The sequence below is a fragment of the Halostagnicola bangensis genome (assembly GCF_054653435.1).
Window position 1 is genome coordinate 320,853 of record NZ_BAAIGG010000002.1, and the last position, 17,506, is coordinate 338,358.

The following is a 17,506-nucleotide window of genomic DNA, read 5'->3' on the forward strand; positions in this document are numbered from 1 at the left end:
AACAGACTAGCCTAGTTACCACTCAGTCGCGATCCGACGCGTCCGGCAGGGTAAACGAAAACGTCGAGCCTTCGCCGGGTTCGGATTCGACCCAGATCTCGCCGCCGTGTCGTTCGATAACGCGTTCACAGAGTGCGAGTCCGATACCAGTCCCTGTGTGTTCGTCTTGATTGTGGAGTCGCTGAAATACCTCGAAGATTCGATCCATCTCTTCGGAATCGATACCGATCCCGCGGTCGCGAACGGAAACGACCCATTCTTCGCCTCGTCGTTCGGCAGACACGTGAATCCGAGGGCGTCCGTCACTGTACTCGATCGCGTTGTCCAAGAGGTTTTGGAACACCTGTCGAAGCTGGTTGACATCGCCCTCAACGTCCGGTAGCGTTTCGACGGTGATCTCGGGGTTTGTTTCCGCGATCCTTACCTCGAGGTCCGTGAGAACGTCTTCGAGCATGGCGTCGAGATCGACCCGCTCGAACGGCTGACCCTGCGTTTCGATCCGGGAGTAAGCGAGCAGTCCATCGATCATCTCGCGCATCCGTTCGGCACCGTCGACGGCGAACTCGAGAAATTCCATGCCGTCCTCGTTGAGAACGTCTTCGTAGCGACGTTCGAGGAGTTGAAGATAACTCGAGATCATCCGTAGGGGCTCTTGTAAATCGTGGCTCGCGGCGTAAGCGAACTGCTCGAGCCGTCTCGTCTCGGCCCGTAATTCGTCGATATACTCCCGCCGCTCGAAGTAGATCTTCACGAGCGTCGCGAGCGTCTCGATCAGTTCCTGTTCTTCCTCGAGAAACGGCGCTTTCGCTTCATTCGTCGGATTCTCGAGTAAAACGATGGTAATCGAGACGGGCGTATCGTTGGCCGTACTCCTGTGGGCGGTTATCTGTCGGTTCCGTGGCTCGTAGGCCTCAGTTGTTGCTTCGTACTCCCCAACCGAAGCCCGCGCAGCGGTATGATCGGGATATCGGAATGATTGCGGGAGTTTTGTGACGAACTCCGAGAGTAGTTCGTCGACCGGTTGGTCGCCGGTTTCGAGCAAGCTCGTGGCGAGCTGGACGGCGGCGAGTTCTTTCTCCCGCTCCTCGAGTTCGCGTTTTCGCCGTTCGGCCAGCTCTTTCAGATCGGTAATATCCGTCGCGGTCGTGACGACTTGGTCGGGTGTGTCTTGCTCGTCGGTGATGGGCGTGGCGTTTACGGACAGCCACGTCCGTCGGTCGCCGGGCCGCTTTAGTAGGATTTCTTGATCGTATATGGGTTCGCCCGTCTCGAAGACTCGGGTTGCAGGTCGGTCGCTTACCGGGAGGAACTCGCCGTTCGCGTCGAACATATCCCGTTGGCCAGCGACGTATTCGGAACCATCGCCTGCGGAAACTCCCAGGAACTGTTCCATTCGCTCGTTAGCCCGTCCGAGCGTTCCGTCCGGATCCGTGACTGCGATTCCCACTGGGCTCGTTTCCAGAATCTGTTCGACGAGATCGCGTTCGCGCTGAAGTTGTTGTTCCCACCGTCGTCGATCGGTCATATCGCGGGTAACCTTCGCGTATCCCTGCAACTCGCCGTTGTCCTGAATCGCCGTGATCGTCACGCTCGCCCAGAATTTCGATCCGTCCGCGCGGACACGCCACCCTTCGTCCTCGACCGAACCACTCTCTCTGGCCGCTTCGAGGCTCCGGGCTGGAACGTCCTCAGTTCGATCTTGCTCTGTGTAGAACATCGAAAAATGCTCGCCGATAACGTCCTCCGAATCGTAACCTTTGATCCGCGTTGCTCCCTCGTTCCAACTGACAATCTGGCCCTCCGTGTCGAGCATGAACAGTGCATACTCTTCGAGGGCATCGACCAACGATTTGAACCGCTGTTCGCTCTCCCGTCGAGCTTTCTCCGAAGCTTTCCGCGTCGTGATGTCGTAATATAGTTCGATACGACCGCCGTCGTACTGGCCGGATTCGATCGGTTTGCTTCGGTGCTCGAGCCAGCGTTCGTCTCGGTCGGGACCTGCCGTGATCCGACACTCGAACTGCTCGACGTAACTGTTGTCGTCGTAGGTCGCCGAGACGGTTTCGACGAACGCTTCTGGGTCTGCGAGGCGGTGTCGAATCGTCTCCTCGATTATCGTCCGCTTGTCTCGGTCGATCACATTGCTTCGGTCCACGTCGAAGTACGTCTCCGTGGTTTCGTTGATCCAGACGATGTCGAACTCGTCGTCGAGCACGAAGACACCGATATCCGCTTCGTCGATCACCGAGCCGAGCGATTCGCAGGTACTCCATATCGGGGTTATCGCGTCGTCGTCTCGAGTATCTGGAAGATGCCGACGATCCTCGTTCGTCCGAACGATCCCGATGGCCCCATCGAACTCGCCGTCGACGACGAGCGGACTGAAGCGCAGCTCACAGGCGACGGAGCCTCCATTCGCCGCTTCGATCACGCAATCGAACGCCGTCTGATCGTCATCGCCATCCGCTTCGAGTCGAGCGCGGATCTCACGCTCGAGACGGTCGACAGTATCCGCCCGAAAGAGACTCGAGGCGTGTTCACCGAGGAGTTCCTCGCGAGCATAGCCCGTTTCCTCGAGGAGCGTATCGTTGATTTCGACAAATCGACCCTTCGAGTCGAGTTGATAGACGCCGTCGTCTACCAGCTCCGCGATCGTCTGAAATCGCTGAATCGATTTGGTTTCGTCCGTGCCACCTCGAAACGCGTCATCAGCGGCCGGCTCCCCGTCGCTCATATAGTTGAGTAGGCTCTGAATCCTAAAAGCGCTCTGCCGGACTGACGACGCCGTGCTGGGTTCCCGTCCTCATCGACGATGTCGGACACCGTTCGTCGAAGCTACCCGTCGGTATGTGCTCGCCGATATCCCACCAGTCGACGCTTCCGGTGCGAATCAGAGTTCGATCCGTCGGTCCGACGACACACAATCGACGCCGCGCAGCTCGAGCAGTTTTGCCGTGAACCGCCGTTCGATCGACCACGCGTGAACCTCGAGGTCGACCGCCTTCGCTCGGTCCACGAGCAGCGTGCTCAGACACCGCCAGTAGTTTGCTCCGATCACGTCACAATCGAGTTCGACCGCGGTCGTCACGGGCGTCTCGAGGTGTCGACTGGCCAGCAGCCCGGTGGGTTGGTTCGGATCAAGCGCTCGAATCGACCGAAGTTCGGGCTCGAGAAAAGAGGTCGTGACGACCCGATTTTCGATCCCGTCGATCGCCTCGAGCACGTCCGCCGCGATGTCGAGTTCCTTCATCTCGAGGTTGATCTCGATCGACGGCGGAACGACCTCGAGCATCTCCTCGAGCGCCGGAACGCGCTCGCCCGACTGGAGCACGGAGAGGGTCTGGAGTTCCTCGAGCGAACTGTCCGCCACCGCGCCGACGCCGCCGGTGACGCGGTCGACGGTTTCGTCGTGGATGACCACGAGTTCGCCGGAGCCACACCGTCGGACGTCGAACTCGACGGCGTCGGCATATTCGGCGGCCGATTGGACAGCCGCAATCGTGTTTTCGGGTGCCGTCGCCGCGAAGCCGCGGTGAGCGATGAGCCGCATGAGAGTATTGTACCTAAACTGGCACACGAACCGGTATCAAGGTGGCGGAGCGGGTCGATACGCAACTCGGTTGGTCCACTCTGCTATCGCTTTCGAGACGCCAACCGCCCTCGTCCGAGTTCGATCACGTGATCCTATATCATTCGAGCCACAAGTATCTGGTATGAAAGCCGTTCGATACCACGAACACGGCGGAACGGACGTACTGGAACTCGAGGAGGTCGACCGACCCGAGCCCGACGCGGGCGAGGTGCGCGTCGAGATCGCCGCTGCGGGAATCAACCCTGTCGACACCTACTTCCGCGAAGGGTCGTACGCGCCCGAGTCACTCCCCTGGATTCCGGGATCAGATTTCGCCGGCACTGTCGAGGCGGTGGGGGACGACGTAACCGAGTTTCAACCGGGCGACCGCGTGTTCGGAACCGGACTCGGAAAGGACGTTCCCGGCACGTGTGCGGAGTACGCCGTGTCGCCGACCGACAGGATCGCGGTCCTTCCGGAGGGGACCTCCTTCGAAGTTGGCGCAGCGCTTGGCGTTCCCGCCGTCACCGCCTGGCGGTCGCTTATCGACCACGCCGACCTCGAACCAGCCGAACGCTGTCTCGTCCACGGCGGAAGCGGCGGCGTCGGCCACGCCGCGGTCCAGATCGCGGCCGCGACCGGTGCCGACGTGACGACGACGGCCTCACCGGAGTACCACGACCGACTCGAGTCACTGGGCGCGGACGCGACAGTTGACTACGCTCGAGACGACCTCGAGGACCCCGTCGTCGAGGCCGGCTCGCCGGACGTGATCCTGGATCACCGACTCGATGACTACCTCCAGTTCGACGCCGACGTGGCGAAGCAGGGGACTCGAGTCGTCGGGATCGGCAACACGGTTCCGGAGGCCGGCTTCTCGAACGTGCCCGCGGCTCGCTCGAAGGAGCTGCGGATTCACCTGATCAGCATGTTCAACACCCCGGATATCTCCGCGGTGCTTCGTCGCGTCGCCAAACTGCTGTCGGCCGGGAAGCTGTCCGCCGAAATCGCTCGGACGTACGACCTCGAGGATCTCGATTCCGCTCACGAGGACGTGCTCTCGGAGAGCTTCTTCGGGAAGTTGGTCGTCACGCCGTAGAACGGGCGCCGTCGAACAGCCACCGACGGTCGTCACACTCCGTTCTCGACGCCCGAACGCAGGGTATCCGTTTTTGGACCTTCGCGCCGAACGGGTGTCTATGTCTGTCACGTACGACTTTTCGGAAACCGTCGCGGTGATCACCGGCTCGAGCGGTGCGCTCGGCAGTTCGGCCGTCGAAGCGTTTCGAGACGCCGGTGCAACCGTCTGCGCCGTCGACGTCGTCGAGCCGGACGACGAAGACAGCCTCCTCGAGTCCGATGAGGGCGTCCGCTTCTACGAGGCGGATCTGACCGACGAGGACGACGTCTCGAGGCTCTTCGAGGAGATCAACGACGACCATAGTCGGGTCGATCATCTGCTCAACATCGCTGGCACCTGGATGGGCGGGGATCACCTCGAAGAGACTGGCACGGAGGAGTTCGACGCGTTGATGAACATCAACCTGAAGACGGCCTTCTTGACCTCGAAGCACGCCCTTTCGCACTTACAAGACGCGGAGGGCTCGATCGTGAGCGTGAGCGCGCGCTCGGGACTCGAGGGCGGCGAGGGCGACGGCCCGTACCGGATCACCAAAGCCGGAATTCGGATCCTGACGGAGACGCTCGCAGAGGAGAACCTCGGAACGGTGCGGGCAAACTGCGTGATGCCGAGCGTGATTGACACGCCGATGAATCGGGAGATGATGCCGGATTCGGATCACGAGAAGTGGGTCGATCCGGCCGACATCGCGACGACGATGCTCACGTTGTGTAGTGAGGCGACGAGCGTCACGAGCGGCGCTGCTGTTCCAGTCTACGGCGAAGCCTGAGGCCACTGACAATAGAACGCGCAGTATGATTTTCTCCCACCCGGCTAGTTGGTCCGTCGAGGAGGCACGGACACAAGAGAACGGAATTAGTCGAGCTGTTCGTTACAAATACCCCTGATCTTGTAACCAGCCGTACAACTGATCAGGGTCGGTTCCTGTAAGGAACTCGTAGTATCCGAGGACGCCCAACACGAGAGTAACGACCAGAACGAGGAGAAGAGGGACACGGACCGCCCAGATCCACGCCGTCCCCAGCCCGCCGAGGTCGCCAATTCCTTTTTCGAGTTCTTGGACGGCGAACTTCGGAGCGATCCACCCAACGAGGATCATCAACATCGTCGCACCGAATACGAGAAGAATCCCCTCGACTAGTCCATCGAGCATGTCGAGGAAGATTAGGTCGTAGGTAACAGGGACACCGAGAAGGTAGATGACGCCACCCATGCCGAGTGCCGCCTTCCATCGTTCGACTCCCTTCTCGTCGATGACGTATGCAGTCACGACCTCGAGCAGTGAAATTGCACTCGAGAGCGCAGCAATAGCAACTGTCCCGAAGAACAGTACCCCGAGAATGTGACCGCCTGGAACGGATGCAAACGCTTCAGTCATTGACACAAATATTGCGCCAGCGCCACCGTCTCCCGGTTCCTGAATACCGGCCGAGAAGAAGATTGGGAACACGACAAGTCCGGTCAGGAACGCGATTCCGGTGTCGAATCCGATGATTGTCGCACCGTCCTTTGAGAGGTTTCGGTCTTCACCGAGGTAGGATGCATACGTAATCATCACGCCCATCCCGAGTGACAGCGTAAAGAACGCCTGCCCGGCCGCTGCCGGGAGTAATTCCACCCAGTTATCCGCGATTACAGCGAAGTCCGGTGACAGATAATACGAATATCCTGCACCGGATTCGGGCAGCGTAAACGCCCAGACGGCCATTCCGACGAGCAGGAGAATAATCGCAGGAACCATTACCTTCACTGCAAGTTCGATCCCGCGACGGATGCCCAACGCGACAATTCCGATCGTTAACGCCATGAAGAGCGTATGGAAAAAGAACGCATCGAGGCCAGTCGACAGTTCGCCGAACATGATGGCCGCTGATGGTTCTCCAGCCTCAGCTGCAATATCTTCGTACCCTGCGAGTTGGCCTGCGTAGCTATCGCGAAAGCCTTCGACGAAATACCGGATGAACCAGCCTGCGACGACGCTATAGTACGATAATATAGCAAACCCGGTCATAATGAATATTGCGCCGATGAACTTCCAGGCTCCCCCGCCAAGTTCGATGAGCGCACCCACCGGATTGCGTTCAGTGTGCCGACCGACAACGAACTCAACGAGGATTGCCGGGAATCCGACGACCAGGATAAATAGTAAGTATACCAGTAAGAAGGCCGCACCACCCCCTTCACCGGTAACGAACGGGAACCGCCATATATTCCCGAGGCCGACGGCGCTCCCCACCGCGGCTAGTATGAACCCTGTTCTCGTGGCCCACGTTTCACGTTCTGCCATGGGCGGGATATCTTCCCCCCCACCACTAATAACTTACTAGATATGACGGATTAATGGAGAATTGTCTCGAGAAATTTTGCCTAAAAAATGGACGGAAATCTTTTTCCCAGTGGTTACACGACTGTTCGCTATGACTCGGAGCAGGTGGTCGCCGTGACGATGGAGGATCGCATCGAAGAGCTGGAGGAGTTTCGGGCGGAGGCGCTGAAAGGCGGCGGCGAGGACCGGATCGAGAAACAACACGAGAAGGGAAAGATGACCGCCCGCGAGCGGATCGATTACTTCCTCGACGAGGGGACGTTCACCGAGTTCGATCAGCTCCGCACTCACCAGACGAGCGAGTTCGGGATGGAGGAAAAGAAGATACCCGGCGACGGCGTCGTTACCGGGTACGGCGAGGTCGACGGCAGAACCGTCTTCGTCTTCGCCCACGATTTCACCGTCTTCGGCGGCTCGCTCGGGGAGGTGTTCGCCGAGAAGATCTGCAAGGTCATGGATATGGCCATGGAGGTCGGCGCACCAATCGTCGGGCTCAACGACTCCGCCGGCGCGCGAATTCAGGAGGGCGTCAAGAGCCTCGCCGGCTTCACGGAGATCTTCCGCCGGAATCAGGAAGCAAGCGGCGTCGTCCCACAGATTTCGGGGATTATGGGCCCCTGTGCTGGCGGTGCGGTCTACTCGCCCTCGATCACCGACTTCATCTTCATGGTCAAGGACACGAGTCACATGTACATCACCGGACCCGGCGTCACCAAGACTGTCACCGGTGAAGACGTGACTCACGAGGAACTTGGCGGGGCGGTCACCCACGCGAACAAGACCGGCGTCGCGGAGTTCGCCTGCGAGAGCGAAGAGCAAGCACTGGACAAGATCAAGCGCTTGCTCTCGTATCTTCCACAGAACAACGTCGAGGACCCGCCGCGCGTCGAGCCGTGGGACGACCCGGATCGACGTGACGAGGCGCTCGAGGATATCGTCCCCTCGAGTCCGCAGAAACCCTACGACATGACCAACGTGATCGATTCGGTGGTCGACGAAGGTTCGTTCTTCGAGGTCGCGGACAACTTCTCGCAGAATATCGTCGTCGGATTCGGCCGACTCGACGGCCGCTCGGTCGGTATCGTCGCCAACCAGCCACGAGTCAACGCCGGCACGCTCACCGTCGACGCGTCGATGAAAGGCTCGCGTTTCGTGCGTTTTTGCGATTCGTTCAATATTCCGATCGTCACCTTCGTCGACGTTCCCGGCTATATGCCCGGGACCGATCAGGAACACCGCGGGATCATCCGTCATGGCGCGAAGCTTCTCTACGCGTACTCCGAAGCGACCGTGCCGCTGCTGACGGTCATCACGCGCAAAGCCTACGGCGGAGCCTACTGCGTCATGGCATCGAAGAACCTCGGTGCGGACGTCAACTACGCCTGGCCGACGGCCGAAATCGCGGTGATGGGGCCCCAGGGTGCCGTCAACATCCTTTATCGCGAGGAACTCGCGGAGGCGGAGAACCCGGACGAACTCCGCGACGAACTCATCGAGGAGTACCGCGAGGAGTTCGCAAATCCCTACACGGCGACGGACAAGGGCTTCCTCGACGACGTCATCCTCCCGACTGAAACCAGACCGCGCCTGATCGCCGACCTCGAGATGCTCGAGACCAAGCGCGAAGACAACCCGGACAAGAAACACGGCAACATCCCGCTCTGAGATGGCATCCAAGCAACGAGCCCGCGCCGACGAGCGAGACGAAGCAGAATCAGTCGAGGCATCGAGCATCGAAATCGACATCCCGGACGACGCCGACGAGTCCGAGGCAGCGGCCATCGCGGCTGCAGTTAGTGCACACGTCCGCGACCAGGAACTCGCCGCAGCCGCCGCGGCCGCCGATGAGGAAGACAGCTGGGACGGAAAACGGTGGAGCTACGCGGGCCGGATTCGAGCCCAGCAACAACGAACCACTCGAGTCCCCAGAGACGCACCCACGAACCCCTGGAGCGCCGCGGGCCGGACCGACCGGTTCTGATCACCGGCCGAGTGTTGTCGACGATCGCGTCTGACCGACGGGCGCTTCGTGTTGATGGCCAACTGTCGCCGCCGACGGATCCTCGTCGACGAGCGGGCGCCCTCGAGACACCTCCGGACATCGCTTCCGATCGAACGAACGACGATATTTCGTTACCGTTCTCGAGCAAACTGCCCAGATCTCGAGTGATCTCGCTATCGAACCGACTGCAGATGACAGTGACCGGTTCCCAGACGGACTGACGAGAAATCGATACCGAGAGATCGGTTGCGAAAAAGTAAGGTAGGGCGCTTGCGACGGTTCTTGTAGGAATGTTCAGGAAGGTTCTCGTGGCGAACCGCGGCGAAATTGCGGTACGGGTTATGCGAGCGTGTGAGGAGCTAAACGTCGGGACCGTGGCTGTTTACTCCGAGGCCGATACGGACTCGGGTCACGTCAGGTACGCCGACGAAGCCTACAACATCGGCCCGGCGCGCGCGGCCGACTCGTACCTCGACCACGAGGGCGTCATCGAGGCGGCCCGAAAAGCCGACGCCGACGCGATCCATCCCGGCTACGGCTTCCTCGCGGAGAACGCCGAGTTCGCCGGCAAAGTCGAGGCCGAAGACGGGCTCACCTGGATCGGCCCCTCGAGCGACTCGATGGAAACTCTCGGCGAAAAGACCAAAGCCCGCACCGTCATGAGCGAGGCGGAGGTCCCGATCGTTCCGGGGACCACCGAACCCGTCACCGACCCCGACGAAGTCAAAACCTTCGGCGAGGAACACGGCTATCCGATCGCGATCAAGGCCGAGGGCGGCGGCGGCGGCCGCGGGATGAAGGTCGTCTGGGAGGAAAGCGAGGTCGAGGACCAACTCGAGAGCGCCCAGCGCGAGGGCGAAGCCTACTTCGACAACGATTCGGTCTACCTCGAGCGCTACCTCGAGAATCCACGCCACATCGAAGTTCAGATCGTCGCCGACCAGCACGGCAACGTCCGCCATCTGGGCGAGCGCGACTGTTCGCTCCAGCGCCGCCACCAGAAGGTCATCGAGGAGGGGCCGTCCGCGGCGCTTTCGGACGAACTCCGCGAACAGATCGGCGACGCGGCCCGCCGCGGCGTCGCGGCCGCCGAGTACACGAACGCCGGCACCGTCGAGTTCCTCGTCGAGGAAGAGGAGGGACGCGACGGCCTCCTCGGACCGGAGACGAACTTCTACTTCCTCGAGGTGAACACGCGGATTCAGGTCGAACACTGCGTCACGGAACAGATCACCGGAATCGACATCGTCAAGCGCCAGATCAAGATCGCGGCCGGCCAGGAAATCGACTTCGACCAGGGAGACGTCGATATCGACGGCCACGCGATCGAGTTCCGAATCAATGCCGAGAACGCGGCCAACGACTTCCAGCCGGCCTCGGGCGGCTCGCTCACCACCTACGACCCACCGGGCGGCGTCGGGGTTCGCGTCGACGATGCGCTTCGGCAGGACGACAAACTCGTCACCGACTACGACTCGATGATCGCGAAGCTGATCGTCTGGGGCGAGGATCGCGACGAGTGTCTCGAGCGATCCCTCCGCGCACTCAGAGAGTACGACATCGAGGGGATCCCGACGATCATCCCCTTCCACCGACTGATGTTGACCGACGAAACGTTCGTCCAGAGTCGCCACACGACGAAGTACCTCGACGAGGAACTAGAAGAAGACCGCATCGAGGAAGCCCAACAGCAGTGGGGAGCCGACGAGTCGACGACCGACGCGGACGACGAGGAGGTCGTCGAACGCGAGTTCACCGTCGAGGTCAACGGCAAACGCTTCGAGGTCAACCTCGAGGAACACGGCGCGCCGCCGCTTCCGACTGGGGACAATCCAGGCGGCTCAGCGCCGAGCCCGCCGGACGTCGCAGGTGGTGACGACGGTGGAGACGACATCGAACTCGAGGACGGCGAACTCGTTGACGCCGAGATGCAGGGGACGATTCTCTCGGTCGAAGTCGAGGAAGACGACGAGGTCGCCGCCGGCGACGTGCTGGTCGTCCTCGAGGCGATGAAGATGGAAAACGATATCGTGGCCTCTCGCGGCGGGACCGTCACGCAGATCGCGGTCGACGAAGGCGACAGCGTCGACATGGGCGACAGTCTGGTCGTCCTCGAGTAAATCGGCGCTCGAGATCCGGAACCAACTATTCGACTCGTTTTGCGAACGCTGCTACCCGCGGTGGCACGCACGGTTCAGAGACGCTCGCGCAACGCCCAGACGTCTTCGGCCGGCTCGAGGCGACTCGGTTCGGCTCCTCGCTCGGAGAGGATTCCGGCGTGATACAGCATTGCCTTCAGCTGGAAGACCGTCGGCGAGTGATAGATCGAGCCGTCCTCGAGCGCTTCGGATCGTAAATTCCCGTCTTGCGTGAGCACTCGGCGTCGGATCGCTTCGTCGCCGCGGACGAACAGTTCGACCGCGAACGTCGGATGGAGTACGTGAAGGTACTCGACCAGTGTCGGCAACGACGGTGTCGGGTTTCCGTCCGCGTGGAGATTCTCGAGTTCGGTCACTATCAACTGGGTAGCGGGGTACGCGAAGACGACCCGCCGCGCGAGCTGGCCCCACGCCGGCGCGGCGTCGATAAATCGCTGGGACGAGCGGTACCAGTCTTCGAACGCCTCGAGGGCGGCCTTGGCGGAGCCGTGACGGCGAATCCCGAACCGGACGACCTCCCGACCGAGCGCGGTCAGCGTTACGCGATCCGGTCGAACGCTGACGAGATCGAGAAATTCGGCTCCCTGTCGCGCGGCGTCGGTCGCGCTGACGACCCTGTGCGTCGAGAGGAGCGTCTCCGTCTCTCCATCGGCGTAGTGTGCGAGGGGATAGCCGAGGTAGTTCTTCGGGTGGTTGAGCGAAAACGACTGATCGGCGACGCCCTGCGCGCTCGCCTGGAACCGTATCGCGTTCGCTTCCGACGTCGTTCGGTTCCCGACTACTCGAGGGGTCTCAAGCGGCTCGACGGTTCCCGCCGAATCGACGCCGAGTACGCCGACGTTTAACTCTCGAGCGAGCGTTCGATCGGTCTCGGACACCGCGACTGCCGGCGCGGCGAGGTACGCCGCGTTCGCCTCGTGTAACCGATCGTGCGCCTGAACGATTCCGCGGCGCGTGTCGACGCTCCCGTCGGTCGTGTGACCCTTTGCTTCGACGGCGATCAACGGCGGCTCTTCGCCGAGTCGTTCGACCGCAAGCAGTTCCGACTCGAGCGTTCGAACGCCGACGAGGTCGGGATAGCCGCCGCCGATCTCGATGTGATTGAACGGGGCAAGCGTCTCGCGAACGGAGCGATCGATAGTCTCGTCCGCCAGCCAGCGCTCGCTCGCGAACTGCGTGTCGACGACGGCGTAGGTTCCTTCCTCCTCGGGAAACAGCCGCCGCTTGGTGTGTGCGAGCACGGTCGGTTCGGAAAGCGATCCCCCGGAAACGGACATAGCGTGCTATTAGTGACCGGTGTGAAAACCGTTGTTGCTCGAGCGGACGCGGTCGTCTGTAGCGATGCTGTTGTTCTCGATAGGCCGATGGTGCTTTCGACAGTTCGGTAGCGCTCTCACCGAGTCGATGTGCGACGAACGTCGCCCGTTGTCGCATCGACGTGGACATCGACGACACCGTCCGGCATCTCGAGTGGGACGATCCATAGGCCGCTCGTTCGATGTGGCTCCTCGAGCAGCGTCGCTTGCTCGCTCCTGTCGCTCTCGAGTGATTGACGGGCAATTCGAGTCGCTTCTTCGGGTTCGTCGACCTCGATATCGTCGGTCATTCGAAGCGTGACGACCGGTGCATCCGCCATTCGCACGATGCGCTCGGTGACGCTCCCGACGAGGAAGCGGTCGAGGCCGGTCCGACCCTGGGTCCCCATCACGATCATGTCGATGTCGTTCTCGCTCGCGTAGTCGAGAACGCACTCGTGTGGCACGCCGCGTTCGATCGTCGTCGTCACTGGGATCTCGTCCCGACTTGCTTCGCTCTCGACGTGGTTGACGGCACGTTCCGCCTCCGAAGCGGCCGCTCCGTTGCTCGTCGTGCCGAGCGGCCCTTCGGGAACGATCGAAAGCGCGTGAACCGTTCCGTCGAACCGATCCGCGATCGTGAGTCCGTGATCGATCGCTCGTCGGGTCCCGTCGCTCCCGTCCGTCGGAATCAGCACGTTCTGGTACATCGATTCGATTGAATTTGGGGTGTCACGTATAAATATGCTGAGTAGCGACGCCGGTTGGACTTCCCTCGGTCGCTGTATATTCGCGCAGGCAAATTGTCATCCTTTCCCGGAACGCCATTTATTCGTCTCGCTGGGGTTTGTGATACTAATGGTGTTACGGGAATGATGGATCGGACCGGTCGAGGCGCGTGGTTCATCCGGCGAGCCGACACAGAAGCAAGGGAGTTGCGCCACGGGGCGTCACCTGCATCCAAATGAGCGGCGACGCATCCGATAGCACGACGTATGTCCGTGGCTAACCCACGCCGGGAGTTTATCGCCGCCGTCGGCACGGGGGTCACCGGGTTCACCGTCGGCGGCTGTCTCGATACTGATACCGCCGACCACGATCTGCCAGCGCTGGTTCTGACGTGGCAGCGAGACCCAACGACCACGATGACTATCGACTGGCATGTCGACTCGAGCGGCGCTTTCGTAGACGATCCGGACACCCTCGAGTATCGGGCAGACGGCACCGAAAGCGACTGGAGGGAGCTTTCGAGTTCCTCCCACGGCTTCGACCAGTACGATCGACGAATCCACCGCGTCGAACTAACCGGTCTCGAGCCCGGAACCACCTACGAGTTTCAGGTCGAATCTGGGTCCGCGTATCGGTTTCGGACGATGCCGGCACGGTTGGACGATCCGCTCACGTTCGCGGCCGGTGGGGATACCGACGCGTCGGATTGGGATCGGATCGCGAGCGAGTTGTTGGCGTACGATCCCGAGTTCCTGGTAATCGGCGGTGATTTTGCCTACGCAGACGGCGGGACGAGCCACGATTCCCTCGAGCGCTGGCACCGGTGGCTCGAGACCGCAAACCAGGAGTTGATCGACGACGAGGGTCGCGTGGTTCCGATCGTCTCGGCTATCGGGAACCACGAAACCAGAAACGGGTACTATCACGAGGCGACTCGACAGCTAGCGGATACGGATGAGTGGCGGGAGTGGTACGCTCCGTACTTTTACAACCTCTTTGCGTTTCCCGGCCACCCGGGCTACGGCGTGTTGGATTTCGGCGAGTACCTGAGCATGCCGGTTCTCGACAGCAATCACACCAACACGATCGACGGAACCCAGACCGAATGGCTCGAGGACGTTCTCGAGGAACGTTCGGAGACGACTCACGTCATCCCGGTCTATCACGTACCGGCGTGGCCCTCTCATCGGGAGATCGAACTGGATCTAGATCAGCGCTCCCAGTTTCACTGGTGTCCACTCTTCGAGCGCGCCGGCGTCCGGTTTGCCCTCGAGAGTCACGACCACACGTTCAAGCGGACCCACCCGCTACTCGAGGGCGAGCGCGACGAGGACGGGATCGTCTACGTCGGTGACGGCTGTATGGGACGGCCGCCGCGGGAGGCGGATGCCGATCGCTGGTACATCGACGAGGCCAGCGGAACGTACAACTGTCACATCGTTACGATCGACGAGACGAAAGCACACGTCGAAACGATCGGTGCGGATGGGGGGGCACTCGACGAGGTGAGCCGAGATGTCGTTTGAACGAGCGACGCGCGCTAACCGTCCGTCGAGCAGTCGTCGAGCGTCCGTTCCGCCGTCACGTCCGACGCGTTCGGTGACAACAACGTCGACACCCGCGCGTTTTCCTTGATCTGAACGCCGCCTTCGGGAACGCTGAGCGGGAGCAACGGGAGGTGTGAGCTGACCCAAACCGTCGGATGGGAACAGCCTCGAGCAAGTAGTTCGTTGCGCGCCTGGAGAACGAGTTGGTCTTCGACGTCGGTGAGAAATTCGTTGTGCTGAAGGACGTACCGTCCGCCGTCTAGCTCCCACCAGCCGTAGTCGTCGTTCGGGGCCTGTTGGGCCGTCGGGACGGCCTCGAATTCGGCGTCCTCGAGTTCGTCGCCGCCGAAATCGAGCTTGCCGGGGGCGTCGACGGTGTAAATCGCGCTCACCGTCAGATCGATTCCCTGATCGTGAACCTGCGTCGGCTCGTAGACGAGGTTATCGACATGAGTCGCGAGCGGATGCTCTTCGGACATATCGGTTGGAGTAACGCTCCGTATCGTAAAAAAACGGCCGCCCGGACGAGTCGGGGTGATCGGAACGGCGGGCGAACTGGAACGTCGTGCCAGCTCCCGGAACTTGATGTGATCGGCCGCGTAGCTATACACCATGGTTGACGTACTGAGGGACGACATTGCTCGCTTCGTTCGCGCCGCCGGACCGGAACCCGACGAAACGCTCCGCGAAATGGACGAGTACGCCGCCGCCGAGGGGTTCCCGAACGTCGGTCCCGAGGTCGGCGGCGTTCTGGAACTCCTTACGCGGATGATCGGTGCTCGACGCGTCTTCGAGTTCGGGTCGGGGTACGGCTACTCCGCGTACTGGTTCGCGAAGGGACTCTCCGACGACGGCACTGTCGTCCTGACGGAAGTCGACGAGGACGAACTCGAGATGGCCAAAGAGTACATGAAAGCCGGCGGCTTCGACGACCTCGCGCGGTACGAACTCGGAGACGCACTCGAGACCGTCGACCGCTACGACGGCCCGTTCGACGTGGTGTTGATCGACCACCAGAAACATCGCTATCCCGAGGCCTTCGAGGCGGTCAAATCGAAGGTTCCAATCGGCGGAATACTCGTCGCGGACAACGCGATGACGGCGGGGAGCATCCAGTTCGAGAAGTTACTTGAGGTGATCGATACCGGGCGGGAACCGTCGGGAGTGAACGAAGACACACGAGGAATCGCCACGTATCTCGAGGCCGTCCGTTCTGACCCCGCGTTCGAGACGGTCATCCTCCCGCTCGGAGAAGGGATCGCGGTAAGTTACCGAACGGAGTGATTGTGGTGCGTTACCGAACGGAGTAATCGGAATCGTTTTCGACGACACGGTCGTCGGCCGCTTCGGTCCCCGGCGTTGCGCCGTACTCGCGAAAGCCGAGGAAGACGCTCGTCGCACAGGCCAGTAGCAACGTTCCCCAGGTTAGCGCTCCGACCGTAATCGCCGCGAGCGTCGTCGAACCCGGAAGGACCGTAGAGATCGTTCCCACGCCGACGATGTGGAGCGTGGCGACGCCGAGAAAGCTACTCCAGAACCCAAACGAGAGCGTCGCGAGCCGTCTCCGGCTGACGACGGTAGCGACTCGAGCGACGGCGTAGACGCCCCCGACGGCGAGCGCTGTGCCAGCGACCGTCGGAAGAATTTCGTCGCTGGTAGCGCTAATACCTCCGGCGGCTGCAAAAAGCGCGAACGATACTGCCAGAAGCGACCGATCCGATTGGAGTGGTGAGTGGATCACGTCGGACACTGCGTTGGTGGCACCTACATGCGCCCGAATATATAGTTATTGGCTGGGCGAGATATTGTGAATCGACAGCAAGAATCATATCGAAAAGCCGGGTCGAACCGCTCAGGTTCCGGATCGATCCGGTTTCGGCGCGACGTGCGGTTCCGGAACGAGGTCCCCGAACGGTTGCTCGTCGAGCCACTCGAGGAGACAGACCAGTTGCTCCGTCGCCGCCTCGAAGAGGTGATCGCCGATTTCCGGCGTCGCATCGGTTTGATCCCCGAAGACGCCGTTCTCCGAGATCTCCTTCGAATCGTAGGTGACTCGAGCGCCGTTGACAGCCATCGCGGCTGGATCGAACGCCGTCATTCCGCCGTCCCGGGCGTCCTCGAGACGGTCCTCGCGAACGAGGTCGTTCGCGATGTGCATGATCATCGCGGTCTCTTTCGGACCGCCGTGGGGACCGGGTGTCGCGAAGACATCCTCGATCAGTTCCGGGATCGACTCGTCCCACATCCATTCGATTGCGTAGGCCGTTCCGTCGTCGCGCAGTCGTCGCCCGACCTCCCGCAGGTGCGCGACGTTTCCCCCGTGGGCGTTAACGAAGACGATACGATCGATTCCGTGATAGGTGAGGTTTCTCGAGAGGCTCTCGACGTAGTCTCGAAAGACGGGTGCGTCGACCCACATCGTTCCGTGGAACTGTCGGTGGTGGGGGCTGACGCCGATCGGGATCACCGGCGTACAGAGGTGGCCCGTCCGGTCGGTAGCCGCTCGAGCGAGCGCGTCCGCGATCATGGAGTCAGTGCCTTCGGGGAGATGTGGGCCGTGTTGTTCCGTTGAGCCGAGCGGAACGACGGCCAGCGATTCGGTTTCGACGTACTCGCCGAGTTCCGGCCACGCGCGGTGTGGTAGGTACATATGCGGTAATCGACTTCGGCACGCAAAACGGTACGTACGGGAGAGATACCACAGGCATCCCGGGATAAATCCCATATGGCGATATC

Annotated in this window: 15 protein-coding genes; 7 read left to right on the forward strand and 8 right to left on the reverse strand. The window is 61.3% G+C overall.

Translation table 11 applies throughout. From position 1 onward, the window contains the following. Positions 1 to 22 precede the first annotated feature (22 nt). The gene (locus ACYQ14_RS03220) at positions 23 to 2,734 is read right to left on the reverse strand and encodes a PAS domain S-box protein (RefSeq protein WP_459884770.1); all 2,712 of its coding nucleotides are present in this window, start codon (positions 2,732 to 2,734) and stop codon (positions 23 to 25) included. Between the two features lie 156 nt (positions 2,735 to 2,890). Beyond that, positions 2,891 to 3,550 carry a glycerophosphodiester phosphodiesterase gene (locus ACYQ14_RS03225; RefSeq protein ID WP_459884772.1) on the reverse strand — a complete coding sequence of 220 codons (660 nt, stop codon included), beginning with the start codon at positions 3,548 to 3,550 and terminating at the stop codon, positions 2,891 to 2,893. Between the two features lie 163 nt (positions 3,551 to 3,713). Here ACYQ14_RS03225 and ACYQ14_RS03230 point away from each other — a divergent pair, with 163 nt between their 5' ends. Together ACYQ14_RS03230 and ACYQ14_RS03235 are read left to right on the forward strand one after the other, a co-directional pair. Then, the gene (locus ACYQ14_RS03230) at positions 3,714 to 4,670 is read left to right on the forward strand and encodes an NADPH:quinone reductase (protein ID WP_459884774.1); all 957 of its coding nucleotides are present in this window, start codon (positions 3,714 to 3,716) and stop codon (positions 4,668 to 4,670) included. Positions 4,671 to 4,770: 100 nt separating this feature from the next. Then, a complete protein-coding gene (locus ACYQ14_RS03235; RefSeq protein WP_459884776.1) occupies positions 4,771 to 5,481 on the forward strand; it encodes an SDR family oxidoreductase in 711 nt (236 codons plus the stop codon). A 102-nt stretch (positions 5,482 to 5,583) separates the two neighbouring features. On the opposite strand, the gene ACYQ14_RS03240 is transcribed toward ACYQ14_RS03235, so the two are convergent. Next, entirely contained in the window at positions 5,584 to 6,999 is a 1,416-nt protein-coding gene (locus ACYQ14_RS03240; protein WP_459884778.1) for a sodium-dependent transporter, read from the reverse strand. Positions 7,000 to 7,158: 159 nt separating this feature from the next. Between ACYQ14_RS03240 and ACYQ14_RS03245 the strand changes: the two genes are divergently transcribed. The 3 genes from ACYQ14_RS03245 to ACYQ14_RS03255 all read left to right on the forward strand — a co-directional run bounded on the left by ACYQ14_RS03245 (position 7,159) and on the right by ACYQ14_RS03255 (position 11,160). Then, positions 7,159 to 8,703, forward strand: coding sequence for an acyl-CoA carboxylase subunit beta (locus ACYQ14_RS03245; RefSeq protein ID WP_459889965.1), 1,545 nt, complete (start codon positions 7,159 to 7,161; stop codon positions 8,701 to 8,703). 1 nt (position 8,704) lies between these two features. Continuing rightward, positions 8,705 to 9,019, forward strand: coding sequence for a DUF8022 family protein (locus tag ACYQ14_RS03250; protein ID WP_459884780.1), 315 nt, complete (start codon positions 8,705 to 8,707; stop codon positions 9,017 to 9,019). A gap of 311 nt (positions 9,020 to 9,330) precedes the next feature. Continuing rightward, complete coding sequence (locus ACYQ14_RS03255) at positions 9,331 to 11,160, forward strand: acetyl-CoA carboxylase biotin carboxylase subunit (RefSeq protein WP_459884782.1); 1,830 nt, start codon at positions 9,331 to 9,333, stop codon at positions 11,158 to 11,160. Positions 11,161 to 11,234: 74 nt separating this feature from the next. Here ACYQ14_RS03255 and ACYQ14_RS03260 read toward each other — a convergent pair whose 3' ends face one another. Both ACYQ14_RS03260 and ACYQ14_RS03265 read right to left on the reverse strand, forming a co-directional pair. Further along, complete coding sequence (locus ACYQ14_RS03260) at positions 11,235 to 12,476, reverse strand: hypothetical protein (protein ID WP_459884784.1); 1,242 nt, start codon at positions 12,474 to 12,476, stop codon at positions 11,235 to 11,237. A gap of 116 nt (positions 12,477 to 12,592) precedes the next feature. Continuing rightward, positions 12,593 to 13,204: a universal stress protein gene (locus ACYQ14_RS03265; protein ID WP_459884786.1), complete on the reverse strand. Its 612-nt coding sequence runs from the start codon at positions 13,202 to 13,204 to the stop codon at positions 12,593 to 12,595. Between the two features lie 291 nt (positions 13,205 to 13,495). Here ACYQ14_RS03265 and ACYQ14_RS03270 point away from each other — a divergent pair, with 291 nt between their 5' ends. After that, positions 13,496 to 14,749, forward strand: coding sequence for a purple acid phosphatase family protein (locus ACYQ14_RS03270; RefSeq protein ID WP_459884788.1), 1,254 nt, complete (start codon positions 13,496 to 13,498; stop codon positions 14,747 to 14,749). 14 nt (positions 14,750 to 14,763) lie between these two features. Here ACYQ14_RS03270 and ACYQ14_RS03275 read toward each other — a convergent pair whose 3' ends face one another. Then, complete coding sequence (locus ACYQ14_RS03275) at positions 14,764 to 15,249, reverse strand: dCTP deaminase/dUTPase family protein (protein WP_459884790.1); 486 nt, start codon at positions 15,247 to 15,249, stop codon at positions 14,764 to 14,766. A 133-nt stretch (positions 15,250 to 15,382) separates the two neighbouring features. Between ACYQ14_RS03275 and ACYQ14_RS03280 the strand changes: the two genes are divergently transcribed. Continuing rightward, positions 15,383 to 16,054 carry an O-methyltransferase gene (locus ACYQ14_RS03280; protein WP_459884791.1) on the forward strand — a complete coding sequence of 224 codons (672 nt, stop codon included), beginning with the start codon at positions 15,383 to 15,385 and terminating at the stop codon, positions 16,052 to 16,054. A 10-nt stretch (positions 16,055 to 16,064) separates the two neighbouring features. Here ACYQ14_RS03280 and ACYQ14_RS03285 read toward each other — a convergent pair whose 3' ends face one another. Together ACYQ14_RS03285 and ACYQ14_RS03290 are read right to left on the reverse strand one after the other, a co-directional pair. Further along, positions 16,065 to 16,520 (reverse strand): hypothetical protein, encoded by a 456-nt coding sequence (locus ACYQ14_RS03285; protein WP_459884793.1) that lies wholly within the window; start codon positions 16,518 to 16,520, stop codon positions 16,065 to 16,067. A 102-nt stretch (positions 16,521 to 16,622) separates the two neighbouring features. Then, a complete protein-coding gene (locus ACYQ14_RS03290; RefSeq protein ID WP_459884795.1) occupies positions 16,623 to 17,420 on the reverse strand; it encodes a creatininase family protein in 798 nt (265 codons plus the stop codon). Positions 17,421 to 17,506 lie beyond the last annotated feature (86 nt).